The following is a 25,939-nucleotide window of genomic DNA, read 5'->3' as shown; positions in this document are numbered from 1 at the left end:
GGATAGAATCACTGTTGTAAGAAAAAAGTTAACCTGAAGGAGGCGGTTATGAAACAAGTTGGAGTAAAAAATACTAATGAAGTTTAAGATTTGATTGAATGTACATAAAAGTAACAATCCTTAATTCTTATGATTTAGGCTAGATATGAATGTCTAGCAAAACAGACAAGCCACGGATGCCATAACGAAAAAAATGTAAAGGATGGTAAAAATGAATCAAGAGAAGGTAAAAAATACAATTCTTATGGAAATGGAACGGTTTTCGGACAAAACAAGTGAAGGATACCACCAAATGAAAGCAGTGCTGAATAAATTCCCTTACAAAATAACTGCAGACTATCAGCAATTACTGGATACATTAAGGGGGGGGGACGGTAATTAACAGATTTGACACTCTTGATGAGCTGATAATAATGCTGCAACAAGAGAGAGTAATAACGAGAGAGATCGTGGAATCTTGTCTCTATTTTCAACAAAATTCTGATAATGTAATAAATCAGATTCATCTTTTTGATCTTCTAATGGTTCCAACTAGAAATCTGACAGAACAGCTAAACTTATTAAAATCTTTAACTAATAGTTTATCTATGGATGGTGAGAAATTTTTTCATCATAAAGTTTTGATTAGGATTAATAAAATGGAATTATTGACAGATGTAATCGAGAAACAAATTAAAGAGATATGTATAGAATTACAATATGGCATGGACTCAGCTAAAGTCAAAGAGGATATTTTAGCTCGTACATTTGAACTATTAAACGAGGGCAGTGTAAAATATCAACAATTAGTCAATATGGAGCTAGATTATGAAGAAGGATGTAGAGAAATCGTAATTGATGGATTTTTTGAAACGATGAATAGATCTCCTAAGAATAATGAGTATAAATGGTTTTTTGACTTTTTGAGAGAAGATAAAATAATTTCTAAACTTCTCCAAAGAAAGAATTTATCAGAAGCTGAAAAAAAAACATATATTTCTATAGCTACAAATCATAGTGATTCGCCGTTTATTGGTAATAGCATTCCATATTTTAAAAAAATAAATATAAAAGAAAGTACCATAATCACAAAAAAAAGACTTCTTGATCAAGAGCTCGTTTATTTGATTGCTAAAGAAGTAACCCCAGAGTTGGCTGTAAAGTATGATGAAATATTAAGAGGAGAAGAACAAGGAACAGTTGAGTTGATGACACAAATTTATGTTGAGGCTCAGTCCACATTAGTAAAAGAGTCTGTTAGACAACATGTCAATACTTCCTTCAAAGAAACGGACCGTTTAGAATTTTATAAAAAAAGTATCATCGAAAAACTAAAAAAAGAAAATCGATCAGATTTAGGGGATAAATTAGAAGATTTATTGAATGGTGGGGCAAAAATAGACCGATTTGATAGATCCTATAGATTATTGAATTCTCCAGAGTCGAAAAAACAGTTATCCTATTTAGGGAGACTTGTTTTTGGTGAAAATCAATGGCACAAATTTGAAACAGTTCAGGCATTTAAAGAAGAATTAAAGGAGACAGAAGCAAAAAAAAATAGTTCCTTATCGGAAATGATGAAAAAAGATCTGAGTGAAATCGAAAATCAGCGACACATGAATGGACTTCGATCAATTGATAATAAACTGGAGAACAATGACTATCTCAAACAATTAAAACCCGAGCAGATCGCAACGATTATGCTTCAGTTAAAAGTTAATTACCCAAACTGGACGGAAAAAAACTTTGAACAAGTCAATAATCAATTAAGCACTTATTTAAATGAAGAGGATAAGATTCAAACAAACAAAATTTTGAATGAAAAAGAAGTGATCTTAAGAATATCCGCAATAAGCATGAAAATGGGAGAAAAAGCACAAACTATAATACTTGCCCCTACTGATAAAATAAAAGGTCTTGATATAGTGGGGGAAGTAAGAAAAGATTTAAAAAAACAAAAAGTAGATTACCTTTTTCCTATAATACTGGAAACGATTAATCATACACTAAGTGAAGAAGGAATTGATTGTTCGAATCGTTCGGATAGGGAAAAAGCATTAAATCTATTACAAGATTATCAGACAAAAAAAGAACTACTTCCAAAAATCGAAGAAGCACTCCAGCAAAAAAAGGAGGGAGAGACTTTATCAACAGTCATTTATTCTGTAATGAGTAGAGAATGGGGAAATTCAAGTGATGTAACTGATTTAAAAAAAAGGTTTGGGGATGACGGAGAAGGACTATTAAAGGAAACCAAGGACCTTTCACAAGCTGAGTCTCTCCTTCAATCAATTAAAGAAGCACTTCGTTCACGAAATATTAATTTTACTGAATCGGATGTCATCAATTGGACGGAAAAATGTTTATCAATGGATGAAAAAAAGCGGCAAAGGGAATCCCAAGTTGTAATAAATAAGATTAAAAATAGTTTATTGAAGATAAAAAATAAAAAAAATACAAAACAAGTGAGAGTCAATAAAGTAATTGAGACGTTTCAAAAAGATTTAAATAATAAAAAAGAAGAAATTAAAAAACAAATAAAATATAGTGTGATTGAGGTGTACGAATTTAGAGATGATCGACTTAGTATAGAGGAGCAATTTTCAAATATCCTTAATCAAAAAAAAGAGATACAACATTTTATACATACATATCCCAAATTAAAAAGTGTCATTGACGAGTGTAGCAAACAAATTCCTTTAGTTTCTGTTGATCTTAAGATGGTAACGACTAAAGAAGTTGAGAGTAACAATAATAAATATTTTAACAATCTTAATAAGGTGCTGACTCCATTCGAAAGGGAGTGGTGGCAACAGGAAATCGATAAGATTAAGCAGTTTATAAATACTTACGTAAGTCCGAAAAACCTATTAGTGTCTGATGTGAATCGACAGATTGAAGAATTACTAATCAAGGATGAGCATTGTTGTTCTCAGGTTGTTTTGTCTTTCTTGGTATATTCATCTGGTGTATCTAAAAATTTAAATCCTAAATACACGGCAGGGTATCTTAATAAAGACTCAGAACACCAACAGAATCGAGGGAAAATTAAAAGATTAGTTGAGAGTTTCGAGGAATTACACTCACATAGACAGGAAATGAAGCAACTTAAAGAACTGAATATAGATGTTGAAGCAACTCCAATGCCCCAGGGAACAAGTAATCAATCTCTAATAAGTAATTCAGTAAAGGAACCAGAGAGAAAAAAGGAGCAACCTAAAGAAAAGTCTGAAGGTATTGAACCAACATTAACACCTCTCGGAATCAGTAATCACTCTCTAACAGATAAACAAACCAAAACGCCCCTTGTAATAAAAAATCAAACATTCGAGGAGCAAATGAATCAGTCTACAAATGTGGCTGATAGTCTAAATCAAGAGAAGTCCGCTGGTATTCAACCAACACCAATTCCCAAGGAAATCAGGGATCAATCTCTAACAAGTAAATCACCTCAAACGGCTAATAGTCACCCTGTAATAAAAATTCAAACACTAGAGGAGCGAATGAATCAGTCTACAAATAAGGCTAATAATCTAAATGAAATGAAGGAAGCAGGAAAAAATCAGCCTTCTGTAAGAAATTTAAAAAATTTCTTTGAACAGTCACGTTCTGAATAAGCAAACATTGTCACTACTGCTTATTGTTTAGTTAATTATTTATAATAGGCGAATCATAAGCCTGAAGAGGTACTATTTAGGGAAATACGATTCTTACCGTCTTTTATTGACTTTAAAATTGAACCATTGTAAAATGAGGCATGACGTTGATCAAGAGGAGTAACTAGTTACAGCCTTTTAGAGAGAGAACGAGATGGTGAGACGTTCTTAGGAGAGACTAGTGAAGGTAGCTTGGGAGTTTTTATCTTGAACCCTTTATCGTGTACAGCAAACCGATAAAACCTAGAGATAAACGAGTCGTGATCGTTAACTCACATGAGAGGTAGTAGGAAACTGCTACAAATTAGGTGGTACCGCGTAAATCAATACGTCCTAAAATACGAAAGTATTTTAGGACTTTTTTTATTTTTAAGGAGGACATCAGTATGACGGAAGAAAAAAATCTATCAACAAAATACAATCCGCAAGAAGTTGAAGCTGGCCGTTATGAAAAATGGTTGGAACAAGATTTGTTCAAACCAAGTGGCGATCAGAAAGCAAAACCCTATTCAATCGTAATCCCCCCACCAAATGTTACAGGAAAACTTCACTTAGGACATGCCTGGGATACGACTTTACAAGACATGCTGATTCGTCAAAAACGGATGCAAGGCTTTGATACCTTGTGGTTACCTGGAATGGACCATGCAGGGATCGCTACACAGGCAAAAGTAGAAGAAAAGCTTCGTCAACAAGGAATTTCGCGTTATGACTTAGGACGTGAAAAATTTGTGGATCAAGTATGGGAATGGAAAGAAGAGTATGCAAGCCATATCCGTGAACAATGGGCAAAAATGGGCTTGTCTCTCGATTATAGTCGTGAACGTTTTACACTAGACGATGGCTTGTCAGAAGCTGTTCGTAAAGTATTCGTGACACTTTATGAAAAAGGCTTGATTTACCGTGGTGAATACATCATTAACTGGGACCCACAAGCACGCACTGCTTTATCGGATATCGAAGTGATCCACAAAGAGATTGAAGGTGCTTTCTACCACATGAGCTATGAACTGGCTGATGGTTCGGGTGTAGTGGAAATTGCAACGACTCGTCCAGAAACTATGCTAGGTGACACAGCGATTGCTGTACACCCAGAAGACGAGCGTTATCAAGCGTTGATCGGCAAAAAAGTAATTTTACCATTAGTAAATAAAGAAATTCCGATTATTGCAGATACGTATGTTGATATGGAATTTGGAACAGGCGTAGTGAAAATTACACCTGCGCATGATCCAAATGACTTTGAGGTAGGTAACCGTCATGATCTGCCACGTGTAAATGTGATGAACGAAAATGGAACGATGAATGACTTAGCTGGAAAATATGCAGGTATGGATCGTTTCGAAGCACGTAAAGCGATTGTCTCTGATTTGAAGGAAATCGGACGATTAATTAAAATTGAAAAAATGATCCATAATGTTGGGCATTCAGAACGTACGGGAGTAGTCATTGAACCACGCTTGTCCACACAATGGTTTGTTAAAATGGCTCCATTAGCTGAGAAAGCAATGAAAAATCAAGAGACTGATGATGCAGTTGAATTTTTCCCACCACGTTTTAATCAAACATTTTTACGTTGGATGGAAAATGTTCACGATTGGGTTATCTCTCGTCAATTGTGGTGGGGACACCAAATCCCGGCTTGGTACCATAAAGAAACGGGTGAAATGTATGTAGGGATGGAAGCTCCAGAAAATAGTGAAGAGTGGGTACAAGATCCAGATGTATTAGATACTTGGTTTAGTTCAGCATTATGGCCTTTTTCAACGATGGGATGGCCAGATGAAAATAGTGCTGATTATCAACGCTATTTCCCAACAAGCACATTAGTAACTGGCTACGACATTATCTTCTTCTGGGTTAGTCGAATGATTTTCCAAAGCTTAGAATTTACAGATCGTCGTCCGTTTGAAAATGTTTTGATTCATGGGTTGATTCGGGACGAACAAGGACGTAAGATGAGTAAATCTCTTGGAAACGGCATTGATCCAATGGAAGTGATTGAAAAATATGGCGCTGATGCCTTACGTTGGTTCTTATCAAACGGTTCAGCACCTGGTCAAGATGTCCGTTTCAGCTATGAAAAAATGGATGCAGCTTGGAATTTCATTAATAAAATTTGGAATGCTTCACGTTTTGTTATTATGAACAGTGAAGGCATGACAGTTGAAGATATTACGCTAACTGGCGAGAAAACTGTGGCAGACCGCTGGATCTTGACACGTCTAAATGAAACGATCGCTAAAGTTACTGAACTCTTTGATCATTTTGAATTTGGGGAAGCTGGGCGTCAGTTGTATAACTTTATTTGGGATGATTTTTGTGACTGGTATATCGAGATGAGTAAAGAAGTCTTGTATGGTGATGATGCTGTCTCAAAACAAACAACACAAAGTATTTTGGTGCATACGTTAGATCAAATTTTACGTCTATTGCATCCAATTATGCCATTTGTTACTGAAGAAATTTGGCAACACATCCCACATCAAGGTACTTCTTTAGTAGTTGCTGATTATCCGGTGGTTCATCCGGAATTTAATGATGAAACAGCTTCAAAAGGGATGGAAGTACTCAAAGAACTAATTCGTTCCGTACGTAATATTCGTTCTGAAGTGAATACACCATTATCCAAACCAATTACATTAATGATTAAGATCAATGATCCGAAAATCGGTCAATTCTTAACAGAAAATACCAGCTATATCGAGCGTTTCTGTAATCCAGAAGAGCTAACGATCTCAAGTGAAATCGTTGCGCCTGATCTAGCAATGTCAGCTGTATTGACAGGTGCAGAAATTTTCTTACCATTAGCAGGTTTGATCAATATCGAAGAAGAAATCAAACGGTTAGAAAAAGAACTAGCGAAATGGACAGATGAAGTGAAACGAGTACAAGGAAAATTAGGCAATGAACGCTTTGTTGCCAATGCGCCAGCAGAAGTGGTTGAAGCAGAGCGGGCAAAAGAAAAAGATTATTTGGACAAACAAGCAGCAGTTACAGAAAGAATCCGCAGCTTAAGAACCATCCAGTAATCTGACATTCGAACAATCGTACAAATGCAAAAGAGAGCGGAAAGTGGTTGAAAAACATTTCCGCTCTTTTTTTAAGTAAAAAGCAAGACGTCAGCACAAATAAGTAGAATCAGAATTGGCTATTCAGTATCTCTTCTTCTTTTACATATACTACGTCTTTTTCTGTGATTCCGCTTGCTTTTTGCTATAATAAATATGGAATGGGGGAAACGTTGATGAAAATAGAAGAAGCAATCGCATGGATCCATAGCCGCTTGCCATTTGGCTCTCGTCCGGGACTAGATCGAGTGGAGGCATTATTAGAGATAGTCGGGCATCCTGAAAAACAGGTAAAAACGATCCATATCGCAGGAACCAACGGAAAAGGTTCAACGGTTACGTATCTGAGATGTCTACTAGAAGAAGCAGGACTGACAGTGGGGACATTTACTTCGCCGTATATTGAATCTTTTAATGAACGAATCTCGATCAATGGACAAGAAATTCCAGATCAAGACTTAATCAAGCTTGTACAAAAATACCGACCACTTGTTGAACATTTGGATCGATTTGAAGCAGTTGCCGGAATCACTGAGTTTGAAACGCTGACAGCAATGGCCTTTGATTATTTTTTGTGTCAAAAAGTCGACGTTGCTATTATTGAAGTTGGGTTAGGCGGTTTACTAGACTCAACAAATGTTGCCGTACCATTACTTACAGGAATCACCACGATTGGCTTGGATCATACGGATATTTTAGGAGAAACAATTGAAGAAATCGCTGCCCAAAAAGCAGGAATAATCAAGCAAGGGGTGCCTGTCGTTACGGGAAATATCGAAGAAAGAGCTTTAGAAGTAATCAAAAAACAGGCTAGACTAAGAAATGCCCCCCTTCATATTTTTGGCGAAAACTATCAAGTTACTTATCAACATCCAGCTGAGCAATGGGGAGAAGTATTTTCATTTCATAATGAGCATGGAAAAATGACCTCGCTTACGATTGGTATGATTGGACAACATCAGACAGAAAATGCTGGTATGGCAATTGAACTATACCAAGTTTACTGCAAGATGACAGGTATACCATTTAGTGAAAAAGAAATTCGCAAAGGGCTGAAAAAAGCGCACTGGCCTGGACGAATGGAAAAATTAAGTGAAGAACCTTTTGTTATTTTAGATGGCGCTCATAATACACATGCAGTCAGCCGTTTGGTTCAAAATTTGAAGAAAGAGTTCAAAGATTATCGGATCAATATTTTATTTTCTGCACTAAGTACAAAAGATGTAGAAGCAATGCTAACCCAATTAAAAGCAGTTCCTAATGCGCATTTGTATTTGACGACGTTTGAACACCCGAAAGCATTGGATTTAAGCACCGTGACTGATCTTGTAGATGAAACAGTTTCAATTGTTTCATTATGGCAATTTGGTTTAGCTGAAATATTAGAAAAAATGACCAATGAAGATGTCTTAGTGGTTACAGGTTCCCTTTACTTTATTTCTGAAGTACGAACACTATTGTTACAGTTAGGAGGAAAAAATGAATTATAAAGCTGTCATTTTTGACATGGATGGGTTACTCTTTGACACAGAAATCGTCTACTATGAAGCCTCGCAAATGGTTGCTGATCAAATGGGCTTTCCTTACGACAAAGAATTGTATTTGAAATATCTAGGTGTATCAGATGAAGAGGTTTGGGCAAATTATCATCAGATCTTTGCAAGTTTTGGGAAAAATAATGTCCAAAAATTCATTAATGATGCTTATGAAGAAACGATTAGACGGTTTTCCTTAGGTGCAGTGCAATTAAAACCAGGAGTAATCGAATTACTGGACTTTTTAGAAGAACACCGAATACCTAAAGTTGTTGCTTCTAGTAACCAACGTCATATTATTGAGCTATTATTGGAAAAGAACCAACTGACAAACTATTTTGAAACGATTGTTTCAGCAGAAAATGTCAAACGTGCTAAACCTGATCCAGAAATCTTTTTGCTTGCCCATGAATATCTAGGAACGAAAAAACAAGAAACATTGGTTCTGGAAGATTCTAAAAACGGGATACTTGCAGCAGCAAGTGCGGAGATCCCAGTGATCATGATCCCAGATTTGTTGGCTCCTTCAGAAGACTTGCAACAAAAAACGTTAGCAGTTTTATCTTCTCTACACGAAGTACCAGGATATCTAAAAAAATAAAAATAGCTCCCCCCTTTTTTCGTATCTTATTAGTGAGAAGAAGAAAGGGGGGGGATTTTATGGAAAAAAATTTGCTGGATGCTGTGCCAGCAACCTCACTTCCAAGGGAGCGGATGTTGCTTTACGGAGAGAAAGCACTCTCTGATCAAGAATTACTTGCTATTTTATTACGCACGGGACAGCATCCCTATAATGTCTTGGAACTAGCAGGTAATTTGTTGAAAACATTTGGTGGACTTGCACTATTAAGACAGGCAACGCTGTCTGAGCTGGAAAAAATACGAGGAATTGGTCAGGTTAAGGCTCTTGAAATCAAAGCACTGATCGAACTAGGAAAAAGAATCCAAACACAGCATGTAGCGGTACAACCCACGATCCATGCCAGCTATGAATTAGCGCATCAATTAATCATAGAATTAAAGGATCACAAACAAGAACATTTGATTTGTATTTATTTGGATACTAAGAATCAAGTATTGTTGAAAAAAACGCTATTTATTGGTTCCCTGAATCAAACGATCGCACATCCAAGAGAAGTGTTCCATTATGCTGTTCGATATTCTGCAGCGAGAATTATTTTAGTTCATAATCATCCCTCGGGGAATGTTCTTCCATCTAAACAAGACTTGCTTTTTACTAAAAGAGTTCAAAAATGTGGGGAGATGATGGGAATCGATGTCTTAGATCATTTGATCATTGGATGCAAACAGTATTTTAGTCTGAGAGAGGAGGGATTGATGGAAGAGGAATAAATTGAATAAGTGGAAGTAGCTTTCTTGCAAAAAAAAAGAACCAAGTGTACAATTATATTGTAATTTTGTTTGGGAATAGAAGTTGAAACATCTGTTGCACCTCTATCGTACGCGAGCAATGTTACAATCAATTAAGTGCTTAGGCACGAGGAGGGTATTATTAATGGAAAACGGAACAGTTAAATGGTTCAACGCTGAAAAAGGATTTGGTTTTATTTCACGTGAAGACGGAAGCGATGTTTTTGTTCACTTTTCAGCTATCCAAGGTGACGGATTCAAAACTTTAGAAGAAGGTCAAGCAGTGACTTTTGATGTTGAAGAATCAGATCGTGGCCCACAAGCTGCTAATGTTGAAAAAGCTTAAGTAGAGCGAGTAAACTAAATAAGTGTTGTTCACCTATTTAAACATGTTAAGAGCGTAAGTGATTACGCTCTTTTTTGTTACAAAAAAACTTATAATGGACAACTGCGCCGAACTTTACCCATAGATGTAGGTAGTCGGCGCATGCAGCCATTATAAGTTTTTCATTTATTTTTCTTCATCAGGTGTCATCACCATTGGAAGGATCATTGGATGTCTTTCTGTTCGTTCAAATAAGAAAGGTTGTAAAGCGCCTGTCATGGCTTCTTTCAGTTTATGTTCAGAGCAATCAGGAGCATTTAACACTTCACGCAATGCATGGAAAAGGATGCGTTGCGCCTCATTGATCATCTCACCTGATTCACGCATATAAACAAAGCCACGTGATAAAATATCAGGTCCCGCTAAAATTTCTTTCTTTTTGATGTCGACAGTAGCAACTGCCAGAACTAGTCCTTCTTCAGATAACAAATGACGGTCTCTCAAAACAACATTACCAATATCACCGATCCCGCTACCGTCGATATAGACGTCACCGGCAATAAAATGTCCGGCTGGACGAGCGGTTTCGCTAGTCAAAGCCAACACATCTCCATTTTCCATAATAAAGCAATTTTCAGCAGGTACACCAGTATCTTGAGCAAGGGAAGCATGGATCTTCAACATTCTGAATTCTCCGTGGACTGGAACAAAGTATTTAGGCTTCATCAAACGAAGCATCAGCTTTTGTTCTTCTTGACCACCGTGTCCAGAAGTATGGATATTGTTGATTTTCCCATGAATGACTTCTGCACCAGCTTCAGATAATAAATTGATCAAATGGTTGACGCTGGTAGTATTCCCAGGAATTGGTGAGCTTGAGAAAATGACGGTATCATCTGGTTGGATCTGGATTTGGCGATGGGTACCATTAGCAATACGACTTAAAGCAGCCATCGGTTCACCTTGAGAACCAGTACATAAGATCATCGTTTCATTCGCAGGTAATCGATTGATTTCATGTGCATCAACGAAGGTTCCTTCTGGGACTTTGATATAGCCTAAACGTTGGCCGTTAACGATCGCATTTTCCATACTGCGTCCAAAAACAGCAATTTTTCTGCCGGTAGCAACCGCTGCATCTGCTGCTTGTTGTAGACGGAAAATGTTTGAAGCGAAGCTGGCAAAAATGATCCGACCTTCGATTTTCTCAAAAATCTTTAGGATCGAAAGACCAATCGTTTTTTCTGATTTTGTAAATGTTGGGATCTCAGCATTTGTACTGTCTGATAGCAAGCAGAGTACGCCTTCTTCACCGATCCGTGCCATTTTGTGCAGGTTAGCAGGTTCACCGACTGGGGTGAAATCAAATTTAAAGTCACCTGTTGCAACGATATTACCAGAAGGTGTTTTTACAACGACACCCAACGCATCAGGGATACTATGGGTTGTTCTAAAAAAGCTGACCGATGTTTTTCTGAAACGAATCACGGTATCTTCATTGATTTCATGCAATTGTGCATCTCTAAGCAATCCGTGTTCATCCAACTTATTGGTAATCAGTGCAAGCGCTAATGGCCCAGCATAAATAGGGATATTCGCTTGTTTCAACAAATAAGGAATGCCACCAATATGGTCTTCGTGTCCATGCGTGATCACCAGTGCTTTCACTTTGTGTATATTTTGAACGATATAGTTGTAGTCAGGAATTACGTAGTCAATCCCAAGCAGATCATCTTCTGGAAACTTGATTCCAGCATCAATGATAATAATCTCATCTTGGAATTGTACCCCATACGTGTTTTTCCCGATTTCACCTAATCCACCAATAGCAAAGACGCCTGTCTCATTATTTTTGATGGAAAGTTTCATTTTAAAACTCCACTAATGTGAATTCAGCATTTTCTTTTTCGTATTCTAGATGACTGCCTTCTAGAAGTTGAACGAATTCAATGTTGTATGGGGTATTTTCTTCCACTTGTTGACGTGCGTCAACATCACTATTTGCTTCAATGTAAAGTGATTTTGTTTCTTCCCGTTTAGGATTACGGATTTTTGATTCTTGATAATATACTTTGTAAATCATGTTTATGTCTCCTTTATCTGCATGTCGCAGTAATTTAGCTAGTTGATTTTTTAGACAACACAAAACGAGGGGTCAAGCCACCTGTTTTTTGATATGCTTTGATTAAAATGAGCGATTCTAATCAAAGAGACAAGCCTCGTTTTGCTTCTCTGTTCGGAAATTTTTTCAACCGTACCTTCTGTATGAATTCATACAATAGTTAATTGCTATTTTAGCATAAAAAAGTGGATAAGTATAGAAATCAACAAGGTGGAAAGGAAAAATGTTTTTTATCATTTAAATGTAATAAAAAAAATTTTTGATGAGAGAGGTGTTCTATATACTATAGGAGTGTGCTATTATTTTTATTAATAGCTAAATTTATTCTAATTAAAAGGAGATGAGAGTTTGAAGTTGATGTGGCACTATACCATGCGCTATAAGAAATATTTGTTATTAAATTTCATCTGCGTATTTGGTTTTATTTTAATTGAGTTAGGCTTACCAACGATTTTAGCTCGTATGATTGATGTCGGGATTCGTAACAACGATTTTGGTTATGTAAAACAACAAGGGATCTTGATGGTCGTGATTACTGTGGTTGGGATCATTATGAATATTCTATTAGGCTATTTCGGTTCACGGATCACGACGAACATCGTTGCGGATATTCGTGATGATCTATTCAAGAAAATCCAGAGTTATTCTCACCAAGAGTATGAAACATTAGGGGTTGCTTCGTTGATCACGCGTACGACGAACGACGCTTATCAAATTATGCTGTTCTTACAAAATATCTTACGGATCGGATTTATGACACCGATGATGTTTGTTGTCAGTCTTTATATGGTTATGCGGACCAGTGTTTCATTGAGTTATTATGTGATCGGAGCGCTACCGTTTTTACTACTTTCAGTGGTTGCGATTGCGAAATTTTCTGAACCGTTATCAAAAAAACAACAGAAAAATTTGGATAAGATTAATAGTATTTTACGTGAAAATCTTTCAGGATTACGTGTTATCCGGGCATTCGTTAATGAAAAATTTGAAGAAAAACGATTTGCGAAAGTTAATGATAACTATACAAAAAGCTCGAAAAGCTTGTTTCGTTTAATGGCTGTTGCACAGCCTGGATTCTACTTCCTGTTTAACATTGTAATGGTCTTGATTATTTGGAGCGGAGCGGTTCAAATCGATGCTGGTTCACTTCAAGTGGGGGATCTGATTGCATTTATTGAATATATTTTCCATGCATTATTCTCCTTCATGCTGTTTGCAAGTGTCTTTATGATGTATCCACGGGCAGCTGTTTCAGCAGGGCGTATCCAAGAAGCATTAGATGCCTCACCGTCGATCAAAGAAGATCCAAATGGTGTATCTGAAACAAAAACCAAAGGATATATTGAGTTTAAGAATGTGACATTTGCTTACCCTGGACATTCACAAGAACCCGTGATCCGTAATGTGAGTTTTACTGCTTCGCCAGGAGAGACAGTCGCATTCATCGGTAGTACAGGTAGCGGGAAGTCAACGTTGATTCAATTGATTCCTCGATTTTACGATGTAAGTGATGGGGAAATCCTTATTGATGGCGTAGATGTCAGGGATTATCGCTTGAGTAAATTAAGAGATAAAATTGGCTTTATTCCTCAAAAAGCATTGTTATTTACTGGGACGATTGCAGATAATTTAAGATATGGAAAAGAAGATGCTACGCAAGAGGAGATGGAGCGAGCAGCTGAAATCGCACAAGCAACGGACTTCATTTCGAAGAAAACGGATGGGTATGATGAACTTCTTTCCGAAGGTGGAGCTAATTTCTCTGGAGGACAAAAGCAGCGTTTAGCGATTGCCAGAGCTATTATTCGACGTCCGGAAATCTATATTTTTGATGACAGCTTCTCGGCGCTTGATTATCAAACGGATGCAAAACTTCGGGCTCGCTTGAAAAAAGAAACGACCGAATCAACGGTGTTAATCGTGGCGCAGCGAGTGGGTACGATCATGCATGCTGATAAAATCATCGTCTTGAATGAGGGAGAAGTCGTAGGTATCGGGACACACCGTGAATTATTAGAAAACTGTCCAATCTATTATGATATCGCAGCTTCGCAATTATCGAAGGAGGAATTAGCATGAAACAAACATTATCTTCCTTAAAACGATTAGCTCGATACATCAAACCTTATCAGTTAACATTTTTCTTTGTGCTGTTGTTTACTGTTTTGACGGTGATTTTCAACGTTGCTTTACCCTACGTTGTCGGATTGCCAACTACTGAGATCAGTCACAATATTGCAAACAACGAAGCGATTAATTTTTCTTATATTTTCAATTGTTTGATTTGGATCACGATTGTGGGCGTTGGTTATTGTGTTTCGCAATTACTTTCAGGTGTTTTGATGACGAATGTCGTGCAAAGTGCAATGCAAGATTTGCGAAGAGATATTGAAGAAAAAATCAATCGATTGCCTGTTTCTTATTTTGATAAAAATCAACAAGGAAATATCTTATCTCGGGTGACGAATGACGTAGACGCAGTCAGTGGGGCGTTACAGCAAGCGTTTATCGGTGTGGTGAATGCTATTTTAGGGATCACACTGGCAGCAGCGATGATGTTTTATATCCAGCCATTGATGGCGTTGATCTCGATGATCATGATTCCTGCATCTATCTGGATTTCAAAACGTGTGATCAATGCTTCGCAAAAATATTTCCAAGAAATGCAAAATTCGTTAGGGGATTTAAATGGTTATGTCCAAGAAAATATGACTGGTTTTAGTGTGTTAAAAGTTTATGGACGTGAGCAAAAAACGTTTGAAGGATTCAAACAAGTCAATCATCGATTGAAACATTATGGATTTAGAGCAGCCTTTATATCTGGATTGATGATGCCCTTAGTTCAGTTGACCGCATATGCTACTTATATCGGTATGGCTGTATTGGGAAGTTTTTACGTCATTACGGGTGTCATCGTTGTGGGGCAATTACAAGCATTTATCCAATATATTTGGCAAATCAGCCAGCCAATGGGGAATATCACACAGTTATCTTCTGTATTGCAAAGTGCATCTGCGGCTACCAGACGTGTCTTTGAGATTTTAGATGAACCAGAAGAAAAAGAAAATAAAGTGGATGTCACTTTACCAGAAACAGTAGCAGGAAATGTTTCATTTGAACATGTTGATTTTGCTTATGACCCTAAAAAACCGTTGATTCAAGATTTGAACTTTGAAGTAAAAGCTGGTCAAACAGTTGCGGTAGTCGGACCAACCGGTGCAGGGAAAACCACTCTGATTAATTTATTGATGCGTTTTTATGATGTGAGTCATGGGGCAATAAAAATCGATGGTATTGATACTAAAACGATGAGTCGTAGTGATGTCCGCTCATTATTTGGGATGGTTCTTCAAGATGCTTGGCTCTATGAAGGGACAATCGCTGATAATATTCGTTTTGGTAAATTAGATGCGACGGATTATGAAGTCGTTGACGCAGCAAAAACAGCTAACGTTGATCATTTTATTCGGACAATGCCTGATGGGTACGAAATGGAAATCAACGCTGAAGGTGACAATGTTTCGTTAGGGCAAAAGCAATTATTGACTATTGCCAGAGCCGTGGTTTCTGATCCTAAAATCTTGATACTTGATGAAGCTACTAGTTCTGTCGATACTCGTTTAGAAGCATTGATCCAAAAAGCAATGGATCGTGTAATGGAAGGACGAACAAGTTTTGTTATTGCTCATCGCCTTTCAACGATTCGTGATGCGGATTTGATCTTAGTGATGGATCAAGGACAAATTATCGAAAAAGGAACGCATGAAGGGCTGTTAGCTCAAGGCGGATTCTATGAAAAACTGTACAATAGCCAATTTGCTGAAGATGTTGCTGATGCTTGATACCGATTAAAACAAGAGGTTGTGAAAGAAGCGGGTAGCTCCGATGACAATAAGAAAGAATTTTTTGAAACAGCTTCTCATGTTTTGAAAAATTCAGGCTTATTTCAAGGAGCTGATGTTTGAACACCGTTTAGCAAGAGGTCGTGAAAGAAGCGATCAGCTCCGAGCAAATAAGAAAGAATTTTAGAATAAAGAGACTGAGGAAAAACTTTCCTCAGTCTCTTTTAGTATCTCTAAAAATCGAATAAACAGTGAGACAAAAGTAGCATCAAGAAATAAGAAGCACCAAGTAGGTAACGATCAACAGCAAAAAACGAGTGTTTATGATTCTTGTTAATTTTCAGAAATCCCTTCTTATTTATTAAAGCTAAACATTTTTGTCTCACCTCTTTTTTTATTTGTTGGACTACTATACAAAATAAAAATAATAGGATCTGAGCGTTACGATAATTTTGTAGTAGAAAAAAGATCAAGGGAGGCGAAATAGCATTCAAAAATGCTTCTACTACTGGATGCTTGCTAGTAAATGAATTTTACGCGTAATTGTTTACTAAAAGAATGAAAAGAGATGGTGAAATGCAGATAGAACGGAAAAGGATAGTGTATAAAAAATAACTATATGAATGGGAGTGTTATTTATTATGAACAAAAAGACCTTTTATAAAAAAGTATGTGCAGGAACTATTGGATTAATTGGGGTAAGTGTTGTTGGATTGTCAGTAAATGCAGAAACTAGTAATGTTTTAGTCAATAAAAATATTGCTATCTCCCAAAATGTGGATCAAAATAATTTTGATTTGAAAGACATCGTCGCATTTAATGGAAGTGCCGTCCAACTTGATTCCCATACAGCTCGTCTTACTCAATCGAAACAATTTCAAAAAGGAACAATATCTGGAATCGACTCCCTTGATATGAACTATGATTTCTTGTTGGATATGGATGTCAATTTAGGTGATAATGTAAATGGTGCTGATGGGGTAGGTGTGGCTTTCCACCAAGGAGCAATTGGCGACATTGGAGCTAATGGTGGAGGTCTAGGTATCAGAGGCCTGAAAAAGGGAATTGGATTTGAATTGGATACCTATTCTAAAGCGCCAGATAGAGATGATGCGGATACTTCTTTCAACCATGCTCAAATGGTTGGTGCTCATGGAGGATTTGTTTCAACAGATGCCAACAGCGGATTTTTAACCGCTTTAGCTCCTATGCAACAAATTAAATTCACGCCAAATACTTTTAAAAAATTAACGTTAAAATGGAATAGCAAGCAACAACTTATTACTGCAGATTATGATGGGCAACATTGGGAATTGAAAAATCCAAACATCGATAAATCAAAGAAATATACTTTTACGATTGGAGCTGCAACAGGAGAACACTTCAATACGCATACTGTCAGAATCAATCAATTTGCAGCAGTTTTTGAAAAACCAGAGTTACATGCAAATGATATTGAAATTTTGCACGATGAGTTATTTGATCCATTTGACAAACGAATCAATCTAAGTGCTTATGATCGTGTTGACGGAGACATCACAGACAAAATCAAAGTGGTAGAAAACAACGTTGATTCCTCTATTCCTGGAAAATACCAAGTCACTTATGAAGTGAAAAATAGTGTAAATGAAGTGGCTAGAAAAACGATTAATGTAACGGTGAAAATCAATGATACTTGGCCTGACGGACAAACTGCTGGATGGAAAATGTTCTCAGGAGATGACATTGAACTAGTGAAAGACCCTGTGAATGCTTTAGTTGGTGACTATACTTTCTTCGCTGATCAGCATGCGAGTGTATATAAAATCTTTAACGGTAGTGAAGCTTTAGAGGAAAATGCAACTTATCGAGTAACCGTTTATGTGAAACCAGTGGTCGATATGTTGAGTGACCATTATGTAAAAGTGGCATTGAAGGAAGATACTTCGTCTAAAGATAGCCGTGAACTCCTTAACACCACATTGATGAGAGATGGGGTGTTAGAAGAAAAAGGATACTATCGACTTACAACTACTTTTAAAGTAAATAAAGGAGAAACAAGCCCACTAATCAATGTGGAAAACTATAAAGCTGGCTATATCGGCTCAATCAATATTTCTAAAGTAAATGGATAAAATTTAGCTACCAGTTTAGATAGCATATAGATAAAAGGAAAGAGCTTGGAACACGAAAGATTGTTCTGAGCTCTTTAGTTGTGTAAAAACGAGAGGTTGAGACAAAAGTGTTCAGCATCAAGAAATAAGAAGGAATTTCCGAAAATTGACAAGAAACACAAAAACTAGTTTTTGATGTTGATTGTTACCTACTTGGTGCTCCTCAAATTTTTGGTAAATTTCGGCAAATTTTCCTAAGATGCTACTTTTGTCTCACCGTGAATCAGAGGTCGTGAAAACATCGGGTAGCTCTGATGACAATAAGAAAGAATTTTTTGAAACAGCTTCTCATGTTTTGAAAAATTCAGGCTTATTTCAAGGAGTTGATGTTTGAACACCGTTTAGCAAGAGGTCGTGAAAGAAGCGTTCAGCTCCGAGCGAATAAGAGAGGATTTTTTAAATAGCTCCTCATATTTTAGAAAATCATCGCTTATTGTTGAGGAGTTGCTTCTTGAACGCCGTGAATCAGAGGTCGTGAAAACATCGGGTAGCTCTGATGACAATAAGAAAGAATTTTTTGAAACAGCTTCTCATGTTTTGAAAAATTCAGGCTTATTTCAAGGAGCTGATGTTTGAACACCGTTTATTCGTTTTTAGAGATACTAGAAGAGACTGAGACAACTTTTGTCTCAGTCCCTAGAGAGTAGGCGTGCTTGAAGGGACTATGAAATAATAGCTGCCAGTCTTTTTGAAGGAGAAATCCATCTTCTGCTATAATTGGAAATAAGCCAAAAAAGGAGATGTGTAAAAATGAGTCAAAAATTTATTGCACCGAATGCAACTGTTGTTGGCGATGTAGAGCTCGCAGAATCGGTCACAGTTTGGTATCAAGCGGTGATTCGTGGGGATAGCAATACGGTTAAAGTTGGAGCAAGAACGAATATTCAAGATGGTACTGTTATTCATGTGGACCATGATGCACCAGTTGAAATTGCTGAAAATGTAACGGTAGGACATCAATGTATGCTTCATGGTTGCACCATCGAAAAGGGTGCGTTGATTGGTATGGGATCAACTATTTTGAACCATGCAGTGATCGGTGAAAATAGTTTGATTGGTGCTGGTTCTTTAGTGACCGAATGCAAGGTCATTCCGCCCAACGTATTAGCGTTTGGTCGGCCAGCTAAAGTCATTCGTCCTTTAACGGAAGAAGAGATTGAAAAGAATCGCCAAAATATTCAACATTACGTTGAACTTGGAGAACAATATAACGAAGGAAAGTTTAAAGAACAGCATTGAAAAACCGAGCTTTCGTTCCAACTGAAAAAAGGACGATGAGCCGCTCAATCGAGCAGTCCCATCGTCCTTTTAGTTTACAAATGATATTAGTTTAATCCAGCACTGTTTTCCATCACTTCATCAATCAAACCGTATGCTTTTGCTTGTTCAGCAGTCATGTAATTATCACGGTCGGTATCTTTTTCGATCACTTCAAGAGGTTGACCAGTACGTTCTGCTAAAATTTTGTTCAAGCGTTCTCGTGTTTGTAAAATGTGACGAGCTGCGATTTCGATTTCTGTCGCTTGACCTTGTGCGCCGCCAAGTGGTTGGTGGATCATGATTTCAGCATTTGGTAAAGCAAAACGTTTGCCTTTTTTACCTGCTGTCAGTAAGAAACTACCCATAGAAGCAGCCATACCCATCACAATGGTTTGGACATCTGCTTTAACAAAATTCATCGTATCATAAATCGCCATTCCAGCAGTAACAGAACCGCCAGGAGAGTTGATATAAAGATAAATGTCTTTTTCAGAATCTTGTGCATCTAGGAAAAGCAATTGGGCAATAATCGAGTTTGCAAGATCATCTGTCACTTGACCACTTAACATGATAATGCGGTCTTTTAATAAGCGTGAATAAATATCATAAGCTCGTTCGCCACGAGAGGATTGTTCAATAACTGTAGGGATTAAATTCATAATTTGGTTCCTCCTTAAGTTCTTTACAAATAGTGTAACACAAATTCATTTCTTCTACCTAAAAAGTAGTATACATTCTTGGTCAATAAAGGTCAAATAAAAAAATTTTAGAAAATAGTCTGTGCTTGCACGTTTATGTTATGATGAAATAGAAGAATACAGCAAGGAGGAACACTAATTGGTAGTTGGCATCGTAGGCTTAATTGGCGTTTTATTAGGAGCTATTTTAGTATATATCGGGATGGTTGTTCAAATGCGCCATCTTGAAAACAAAGAGCAACGAAGACGGGAGTTAGAATTAAAAGTCAAAGAGATTGAGACTTTGAATCAACTAAATAAAAAAATCAATGAAATCTTGCAAAAAAGAGCAACATTGTTAGATGAATATGTCAGCTTTGATGCATTTGATGATTGTTATATCACTATTGATGATTTTGCTTATTTACAGTCATTTGCTGCACAAAATAATTTTTATCTTCCAAATTACATCTTAGAGGAGTTGTTTAAAAACATTGCGCACCGTAAAGTCGTTCTTTCTCCTGACGAAACGATGAAAATAGGCGGTTATGCTTATAAAGGTGGACGTGTGATCTTAGAAAACTTCACGGATAATCTGACGGAAATGATCAATGAAAAAAAAGCGCAATTAAAAAGTGTCACGCGACAACCCATTGGCTTTTTCTCAAATGATAATGTGTGGAGCTAATTGTTTTTTGAGTTGAGATTGAAGAGGATCAAAAAACTTTTATAATTTGTAAAGTCAAGGTTGTGACAGAATTGTCTAGCTTTTAGAAATAAGCCGAAGAATCCAAAAGTAGTTCCTTATATTTTTGGTTTTTTCGGCTTATTTTCGATAGAGGGAACACTATAAATGAGAGAGGACTTTTTTATAGCTTTTCATATTTTAGAAAATCATCGCTTATTGCTGAGGAGTTCTTTATTGAATACCGTTTACTCATTTTTTAAAATGACAAGTCAACCTCATTCTTAACCATTTGAAGTATTACGACTTTTTCACAGCCTTTTTCCTATGGTACAATCAAAGAGACTGAAAGTGGTGATGAAATGGTTCAGATTTTTGCGCATCGTGGAAGTAGTGGTACCCATCCAGAGAATACATTGCCTGCGTTTGCCGAAGCGGTTCGAATAGGTGCAGATGGGATTGAACTAGATGTTCATTTGACGAAAGATGAGCATATCGTGGTGATTCATGATGAGGAAGTGGATCGGACAACGGATGGCAAAGGATTGGTACGGGAAAAAACATTAGCAGAGATAAAAAAGTTGAATGCAGGAAAGTGGTTCAATACAGAGTTTCAGGCAACAAAAGTGCCAACTTTGAAAGAGGTCTTGCATCTTTTTTGGGAAATGAATTATCGTGGAACGGTAATGATCGAGATTAAAACAGATAAATATGAGTATGCTGGCATCGAAGAAAAAGTAGTTCAACAATTAAAAGCAGTGGAATGGCCTTTTCGACATGCGTACTGCAGTTTTAACTTTCATACATTGGAACGAGTAGTAAAAATTGATCCTCAGGCACAGCTGGATCTTCTTTTAAGTACGTCACAAAAGAAAGTACAGTTAGCTGAAGATACTCCTTGGATAGAAGGGATTCATCCTAGAGGTGACTGGTACTTGGAGCATTTGCCATCCATGGAGACATTCCCCAAATCGATCAGATGCTGGACCATCAACGACGACCAGCAGATGACACGATGTTTCGATCAACAACTAGATGCAATAATCACAGACTTTCCCCAAAAAGCATTTTGGATAAAACAAACAATGAAAAAGTAGGATGATAATGGAAAAAGTATTAGTAATCGTTGGACCTACAGCGGTAGGGAAAACAGCGCTTAGCGTGGAATTGGCTAAAAAATTTAACGGTGAAATTATTAGTGGGGATTCACTGCAAGTGTACAAAAAATTAGATATCGGGACGGCTAAAATAAACACGTCAGAAATGGAAGGTATTCCCCATCATTTGATTGATGTCATCGAACCGAATGAAACTTATTCCGTAGCAGATTTTCAAAAAGCTGGACGAAAATTGATCACAGAAATCACAGAACGTGGTCGTTTGCCGATGATCGTTGGCGGAACAGGGTTGTATATTCAATCTTTACTTTATGATTTTCAATTGGGTGCAAAAGAGGAAAGCGTCACAGCGGTACGAAAAAAATATGAAGAATTAGCTGAAACACTCAGTAAAAAAGAACTTTGGGAGTATTTGAAAACAAAAGATCCGCTAGCAGCGGAAAAAATTCATTGGAACAACCAACGAAAAGTGATTCGAGCTTTAGAAGTATTTGAAGTGACTGGCTACAGTATCACAACACCGCAAGAGGAACCCGCACGTCTTTATGATTATTGTATGATTGGTCTTAATACCGAGAGAGCCTTGTTATACCAGCGCATCAATCAACGTGTAGATAGTATGTTAGAGGAAGGCTTATTAGAAGAAGCACGTTTTGTGTATGAACTTGGTGAAGTCCAAGCGAGTCAGGGCATTGGATACAAAGAATTTTATCCGTATTTTAAGGGAGAAGAATCTTTAGAAAACGTTGTGGAGCAGTTGAAGATGAACTCGAGACGGTATGCAAAGCGACAATTGACATGGTTTCGTAATCGTCTTGATGCACATTGGTTTGACTTATTAGCAGAGTCCAGTAGTATGGAGCAAATTGATCAATTGATCAGAACGTGGTTGGAGGAAAAAGATGACAAATAAAAAAGAAAAAGTGATCATCGTAGGCGTTGAGACAGAACAGAATCAACGATACTTCACTGAGTCGATGGCAGAATTGAGCAAGCTGACCAATACAGCTTCTGGGGAAGTTGTATTTACATTGACGCAAAAACGACCGCAAGTCGATCGTCAAACTATTATCGGTAAAGGTAAATTACAAGAATTGATCCAACAAGCGGATGCTCATGAAGCGGATCTGATTATCTTTAACCATGAAATGACCCCTCGGCAGAGTCAGCTAGTCTCAGAAGCAATAGGAATCCCTATCATTGACCGAGTCCAGTTGATTTTAGATATTTTTGCCATGAGAGCCCGTTCGAAAGAAGGAAAGCTGCAAGTAGAGCTAGCTCAATTAGAATACCTTTTACCACGCTTAGCTGGACAAGGAAAGTCATTGTCTCGATTAGGTGGTGGAATCGGAACGAGAGGACCTGGGGAAACCAAGTTGGAAACGGATCGACGTCATATCCGTAATAAAATATTAGGGGTAAAACGTGAGTTGAAGGCTGTAGAAGCGCATCGAGCGAGAAACCGCCAAAAAAGACAGTCTAGTGAAATCTTTCAAATTGGTTTGATTGGGTATACCAATGCGGGTAAGTCAACCATTCTTAATTTGCTTACGCAAGCGGATACGTATTCTAAAGATCAGTTATTTGCTACTTTGGATCCCTTAACAAAAAAATGGCGATTTGCAGAAGGATTTGAGATTACGGTTACTGATACGGTTGGATTTATTCAAGATCTTCCGACACAATTAATTGATGCGTTTCATTCAACATTGGAAGAAAGTCAATCCATGGATCTATTGTTACATGTAGTTGATGCAAGTTCGCCAGATCGTATTTTGCAGGAGCAGACTGTATTACAGTTGATGGCTGAACTAAAGATGGAAGAGATGCCTGTATTAACAGTCTATAACAAAGCGGATCAAATTGAACCAGCTTTATTTACGCCTTCACTCTTTCCAAATGTATTGATATCGGCGCAAAGTACCGATGGGAAAGAAAAGCTAGTGCAAGCGATCAAACAGCAGTTGTTGGAATTGATGGTGCCATACACGCTCTTTGTACCCAGTCAGGATGGGCAAACGTTAAGTGCTTTACGAAGACAAACCCTCGTTTTGAAAGAGCATTTTGTAGAAGAAAAAAATGGATATGAAGTAAAAGGATTTGCAAAGTCAACTTCTAAATGGCTGAATAGTTAAATGGTCGTTGTCTCTTTCTTATCAGAGTGACCTATGTATTTTCTCTTTTTTTAAAAGTTAGAAAACTTGAGCAATGAATCGTTGCTCAAGTTTTTTTGTAAAAAAAACCAACTCTCATGTTAGAAAACCTGACATAAGCGGTTGACAGTAGTTTTTTTGATTGGTATACTTTACCCAACTTGTTAAACGAAAGGGGACGTCTGATGGGAGAAAAGGAATTGCGCCGTTCAATGTCTGTATTTCCAATTGGTACAGTAATGAAACTGACTGATTTATCCGCACGACAAATTCGTTATTATGAAGAACAAGATTTTGTTCATCCTGAAAGAAGCGAAGGAAATCGTCGAATGTATTCATTAAACGATATTGACTTGTTGTTAGAGATCAAAGATTATCTTTCTGATGGATTAAATATGGCTGGTATCAAACGAGTTTACGAAATGGCTCAAGCCAAAAAACAGGAAGAAAAGAGCAAAAAACCGCTAACTGATCATGACGTTCGACAAATTTTTCGTGATGAGATATTGGCGCAAGGTGGGCTAAGTAAAACTGGGCATTATCAGTCGCAAGGAATGCAACGACAATTCTTTGACTGAATAATATAAAGAAAAAGAAAGAGGGATACCATGGTAAAGAAACAAATAACTGGTGATGAAATTAAACGAATCATTGAAGAAGAGAACGTTCGATTTTTAAGATTAATGTTCACAGATATCTTAGGAACGATCAAAAATGTCGAAGTACCCGTTAGTCAAATCGATAAAGTACTTGAAAACAAAATGATGTTTGATGGTTCTTCGATCGAAGGTTTTGTTCGGATTGAAGAAAGCGATATGTATTTGTATCCTGATCTTTCAACATGGATGATCTTCCCTTGGGAAAGTGATCATGGCAAAGTAGCTCGTTTGATTTGTGATATCTATAACCCAGATGGCACACCTTTTGCAGGTGATCCACGCGGGAATTTGAAACGTGCATTAAAAGATATGCGCAACCTTGGATTTACCTCTTTCAACTTAGGTCCAGAACCAGAATTCTTCTTATTTAAGTTAGATGAAGATGGTGGAATCACGACCACGTTAAACGATAAAGGTGGATATTTTGATTTTGCACCAACAGATTTAGGTGAGAACTGTCGTCGTGATATTGTTTTAGAATTAGAAAGCCTTGGGTTTGAAGTAGAAGCTTCTCACCACGAAGTAGCTCCTGGGCAACATGAGATTGATTTTAAATATGCAGACGTTGTGGATGCTTGTGACAATATTCAAACATTCAAACTAGTCGTTAAAACAATTGCTCGTAAACATGGGTTACACGCAACGTTCATGCCTAAACCATTATTCGGGATCAATGGTTCGGGGATGCACTGTAATATGTCCTTGTTCAATGATGAAGGAAATGTCTTTTATGACAAAGATGGCGATTTAGAACTTAGCCAAACAGCGTATCATTTCCTAGGTGGGCTATTGAAACATGCTCGTGCCTATACAGCGGTTTGCAATCCGACCGTCAACTCATATAAACGTTTAGTTCCTGGCTATGAAGCACCAGTATATGTGGCATGGAGCGGTCGCAATCGTTCACCATTAGTCCGTGTTCCAGAATCTCGTGGCTTATCCACACGTTTGGAATTGCGTTCAGTTGATCCATCTGCTAATCCATATCTAGCAATGGCTGTTTTATTACAAGCTGGATTGGATGGCGTTCGTAATGAAATCACGCCACCAGCAGCTGTAGATCGAAATATTTATGTGATGAACGAAGAAGAACGAGAAGAAGCACACATTCAAGATCTTCCTTCAACGATCCATAATGCAATCAAAGAATTAAGAAAAGACAAAGTGATGATCGATGCTTTGGGACAACATATCTTTTCAAACTTTGTCGAAGCAAAACGCTTAGAATGGGCGGCGTTTAGACAAACTGTTTCAGAATGGGAAAGAGAACAATACTTGGAATTGTATTGATTATCGCTACCCCATTAGAATATGAATAACTGGAGTTGGAGAG

21 protein-coding genes and 1 other annotated feature are annotated in these 25,939 nt (G+C 37.4%); of the genes, 18 read left to right on the top strand and 3 right to left on the bottom strand.

Features of this window, described 5'->3' with window-relative positions; translation table 11 throughout:
- Positions 1-211: 211 nt before the first annotated feature.
- The 7 genes from AB5M32_RS05520 to AB5M32_RS05490 all read left to right on the top strand — a co-directional run bounded on the left by AB5M32_RS05520 (position 212) and on the right by AB5M32_RS05490 (position 9,958).
- Positions 212-382, top strand: coding sequence for a hypothetical protein (locus AB5M32_RS05520; RefSeq protein ID WP_349699769.1), 171 nt, complete (start codon positions 212-214; stop codon positions 380-382).
- A gap of 31 nt (positions 383-413) precedes the next feature.
- Positions 414-3,596, top strand: coding sequence for a hypothetical protein (locus tag AB5M32_RS05515; protein WP_368024360.1), 3,183 nt, complete (start codon positions 414-416; stop codon positions 3,594-3,596).
- Positions 3,597-3,733: 137 nt separating this feature from the next.
- Positions 3,734-3,974, top strand: a binding site (T-box leader).
- Between the two features lie 47 nt (positions 3,975-4,021).
- Positions 4,022-6,667 carry a valine--tRNA ligase gene (locus AB5M32_RS05510; protein ID WP_010718728.1) on the top strand — a complete coding sequence of 882 codons (2,646 nt, stop codon included), beginning with the start codon at positions 4,022-4,024 and terminating at the stop codon, positions 6,665-6,667.
- 215 nt (positions 6,668-6,882) lie between these two features.
- Complete coding sequence (locus tag AB5M32_RS05505) at positions 6,883-8,196, top strand: folylpolyglutamate synthase/dihydrofolate synthase family protein (protein WP_010738066.1); 1,314 nt, start codon at positions 6,883-6,885, stop codon at positions 8,194-8,196.
- Positions 8,186-8,842, top strand: coding sequence for an HAD family phosphatase (locus AB5M32_RS05500; RefSeq protein WP_010718726.1), 657 nt, complete (start codon positions 8,186-8,188; stop codon positions 8,840-8,842). Before AB5M32_RS05505 ends, AB5M32_RS05500 begins: the two co-directional genes overlap by 11 nt.
- A gap of 59 nt (positions 8,843-8,901) precedes the next feature.
- Positions 8,902-9,594: a DNA repair protein RadC gene (radC, locus tag AB5M32_RS05495; protein WP_178285720.1), complete on the top strand. Its 693-nt coding sequence runs from the start codon at positions 8,902-8,904 to the stop codon at positions 9,592-9,594.
- A gap of 163 nt (positions 9,595-9,757) precedes the next feature.
- Complete coding sequence (locus tag AB5M32_RS05490) at positions 9,758-9,958, top strand: cold-shock protein (protein WP_010718724.1); 201 nt, start codon at positions 9,758-9,760, stop codon at positions 9,956-9,958.
- A gap of 165 nt (positions 9,959-10,123) precedes the next feature.
- Here the strand turns inward: AB5M32_RS05490 and AB5M32_RS05485 are convergent, their stop codons facing one another.
- Entirely contained in the window at positions 10,124-11,806 is a 1,683-nt protein-coding gene (locus AB5M32_RS05485) for a ribonuclease J (RefSeq protein WP_010718723.1), read from the bottom strand.
- A 1-nt stretch (position 11,807) separates the two neighbouring features.
- Entirely contained in the window at positions 11,808-12,020 is a 213-nt protein-coding gene (locus AB5M32_RS05480) for a DNA-directed RNA polymerase subunit epsilon (protein ID WP_010718722.1), read from the bottom strand.
- A 387-nt stretch (positions 12,021-12,407) separates the two neighbouring features.
- Between AB5M32_RS05480 and efrA the strand changes: the two genes are divergently transcribed.
- The 5 genes from efrA (at position 12,408) to AB5M32_RS05455 (ending at position 19,293) form a co-directional block, all read left to right on the top strand.
- The gene (gene efrA, locus AB5M32_RS05475) at positions 12,408-14,138 is read left to right on the top strand and encodes a multidrug efflux ABC transporter subunit EfrA (RefSeq protein WP_010738063.1); all 1,731 of its coding nucleotides are present in this window, start codon (positions 12,408-12,410) and stop codon (positions 14,136-14,138) included.
- Entirely contained in the window at positions 14,135-15,901 is a 1,767-nt protein-coding gene (efrB, locus tag AB5M32_RS05470) for a multidrug efflux ABC transporter subunit EfrB (protein WP_010718720.1), read from the top strand. Before efrA ends, efrB begins: the two co-directional genes overlap by 4 nt.
- Before the next feature lie 641 nt (positions 15,902-16,542).
- Positions 16,543-18,015, top strand: coding sequence for an immunoglobulin-like domain-containing protein (locus AB5M32_RS05465; RefSeq protein WP_178285724.1), 1,473 nt, complete (start codon positions 16,543-16,545; stop codon positions 18,013-18,015).
- A 393-nt stretch (positions 18,016-18,408) separates the two neighbouring features.
- Positions 18,409-18,630 carry a hypothetical protein gene (locus AB5M32_RS05460; RefSeq protein WP_368024359.1) on the top strand — a complete coding sequence of 74 codons (222 nt, stop codon included), beginning with the start codon at positions 18,409-18,411 and terminating at the stop codon, positions 18,628-18,630.
- Between the two features lie 174 nt (positions 18,631-18,804).
- On the top strand, positions 18,805-19,293 hold the full coding sequence (locus AB5M32_RS05455) for a gamma carbonic anhydrase family protein (protein WP_178285726.1): 489 nt from the start codon (positions 18,805-18,807) through the stop codon (positions 19,291-19,293).
- 86 nt (positions 19,294-19,379) lie between these two features.
- Here the strand turns inward: AB5M32_RS05455 and clpP are convergent, their stop codons facing one another.
- Positions 19,380-19,973, bottom strand: coding sequence for an ATP-dependent Clp endopeptidase proteolytic subunit ClpP (gene clpP / locus AB5M32_RS05450; RefSeq protein WP_010718717.1), 594 nt, complete (start codon positions 19,971-19,973; stop codon positions 19,380-19,382).
- 178 nt (positions 19,974-20,151) lie between these two features.
- On the opposite strand from clpP, the gene AB5M32_RS05445 reads away from it, so the two are divergent.
- The 6 genes from AB5M32_RS05445 (at position 20,152) to glnA (ending at position 25,896) form a co-directional block, all read left to right on the top strand.
- Positions 20,152-20,679: a hypothetical protein gene (locus AB5M32_RS05445; RefSeq protein ID WP_010718716.1), complete on the top strand. Its 528-nt coding sequence runs from the start codon at positions 20,152-20,154 to the stop codon at positions 20,677-20,679.
- A gap of 359 nt (positions 20,680-21,038) precedes the next feature.
- A complete protein-coding gene (locus tag AB5M32_RS05440; protein WP_178285728.1) occupies positions 21,039-21,773 on the top strand; it encodes a glycerophosphodiester phosphodiesterase in 735 nt (244 codons plus the stop codon).
- 7 nt (positions 21,774-21,780) lie between these two features.
- On the top strand, positions 21,781-22,707 hold the full coding sequence (miaA, locus tag AB5M32_RS05435; RefSeq protein ID WP_178285730.1) for a tRNA (adenosine(37)-N6)-dimethylallyltransferase MiaA: 927 nt from the start codon (positions 21,781-21,783) through the stop codon (positions 22,705-22,707).
- Positions 22,697-23,929: a GTPase HflX gene (gene hflX / locus AB5M32_RS05430; RefSeq protein ID WP_178285732.1), complete on the top strand. Its 1,233-nt coding sequence runs from the start codon at positions 22,697-22,699 to the stop codon at positions 23,927-23,929. The genes miaA and hflX overlap by 11 nt, the downstream gene beginning before the upstream one ends.
- Before the next feature lie 203 nt (positions 23,930-24,132).
- Complete coding sequence (locus tag AB5M32_RS05425; RefSeq protein WP_010718712.1) at positions 24,133-24,525, top strand: MerR family transcriptional regulator; 393 nt, start codon at positions 24,133-24,135, stop codon at positions 24,523-24,525.
- 30 nt (positions 24,526-24,555) lie between these two features.
- The gene (glnA, locus tag AB5M32_RS05420) at positions 24,556-25,896 is read left to right on the top strand and encodes a type I glutamate--ammonia ligase (RefSeq protein WP_010718711.1); all 1,341 of its coding nucleotides are present in this window, start codon (positions 24,556-24,558) and stop codon (positions 25,894-25,896) included.
- Positions 25,897-25,939 lie beyond the last annotated feature (43 nt).

Origin of the sequence: Enterococcus sp. C57, assembly GCF_040887305.1 — a bacterium.
GTDB classification, from domain to species: domain Bacteria; phylum Bacillota; class Bacilli; order Lactobacillales; family Enterococcaceae; genus Enterococcus_B; species Enterococcus_B hirae.
The sequence above is the reverse complement of the archived record's forward strand: the minus strand, read 5'-3'. Positions and strand labels throughout refer to the sequence as shown.

Coding starts and splice junctions, on each gene's coding strand:
- AB5M32_RS05520 (WP_349699769.1), top strand. CDS start 212: ATGAATCAAGAGAAGGTAAAAAATACAATTCTTATGGAAATGGAACGG.
- AB5M32_RS05515 (WP_368024360.1), top strand. CDS start 414: ATGCTGCAACAAGAGAGAGTAATAACGAGAGAGATCGTGGAATCTTGT.
- AB5M32_RS05510 (WP_010718728.1), top strand. CDS start 4,022: ATGACGGAAGAAAAAAATCTATCAACAAAATACAATCCGCAAGAAGTT.
- AB5M32_RS05505 (WP_010738066.1), top strand. CDS start 6,883: ATGAAAATAGAAGAAGCAATCGCATGGATCCATAGCCGCTTGCCATTT.
- AB5M32_RS05500 (WP_010718726.1), top strand. CDS start 8,186: ATGAATTATAAAGCTGTCATTTTTGACATGGATGGGTTACTCTTTGAC.
- radC (WP_178285720.1), top strand. CDS start 8,902: ATGGAAAAAAATTTGCTGGATGCTGTGCCAGCAACCTCACTTCCAAGG.
- AB5M32_RS05490 (WP_010718724.1), top strand. CDS start 9,758: ATGGAAAACGGAACAGTTAAATGGTTCAACGCTGAAAAAGGATTTGGT.
- AB5M32_RS05485 (WP_010718723.1), bottom strand. CDS start 11,806: ATGAAACTTTCCATCAAAAATAATGAGACAGGCGTCTTTGCTATTGGT.
- AB5M32_RS05480 (WP_010718722.1), bottom strand. CDS start 12,020: ATGATTTACAAAGTATATTATCAAGAATCAAAAATCCGTAATCCTAAA.
- efrB (WP_010718720.1), top strand. CDS start 14,135: ATGAAACAAACATTATCTTCCTTAAAACGATTAGCTCGATACATCAAA.
- AB5M32_RS05465 (WP_178285724.1), top strand. CDS start 16,543: ATGAACAAAAAGACCTTTTATAAAAAAGTATGTGCAGGAACTATTGGA.
- AB5M32_RS05455 (WP_178285726.1), top strand. CDS start 18,805: ATGAGTCAAAAATTTATTGCACCGAATGCAACTGTTGTTGGCGATGTA.
- clpP (WP_010718717.1), bottom strand. CDS start 19,973: ATGAATTTAATCCCTACAGTTATTGAACAATCCTCTCGTGGCGAACGA.
- AB5M32_RS05440 (WP_178285728.1), top strand. CDS start 21,039: ATGGTTCAGATTTTTGCGCATCGTGGAAGTAGTGGTACCCATCCAGAG.
- miaA (WP_178285730.1), top strand. CDS start 21,781: ATGGAAAAAGTATTAGTAATCGTTGGACCTACAGCGGTAGGGAAAACA.
- hflX (WP_178285732.1), top strand. CDS start 22,697: ATGACAAATAAAAAAGAAAAAGTGATCATCGTAGGCGTTGAGACAGAA.
- AB5M32_RS05425 (WP_010718712.1), top strand. CDS start 24,133: ATGGGAGAAAAGGAATTGCGCCGTTCAATGTCTGTATTTCCAATTGGT.
- glnA (WP_010718711.1), top strand. CDS start 24,556: ATGGTAAAGAAACAAATAACTGGTGATGAAATTAAACGAATCATTGAA.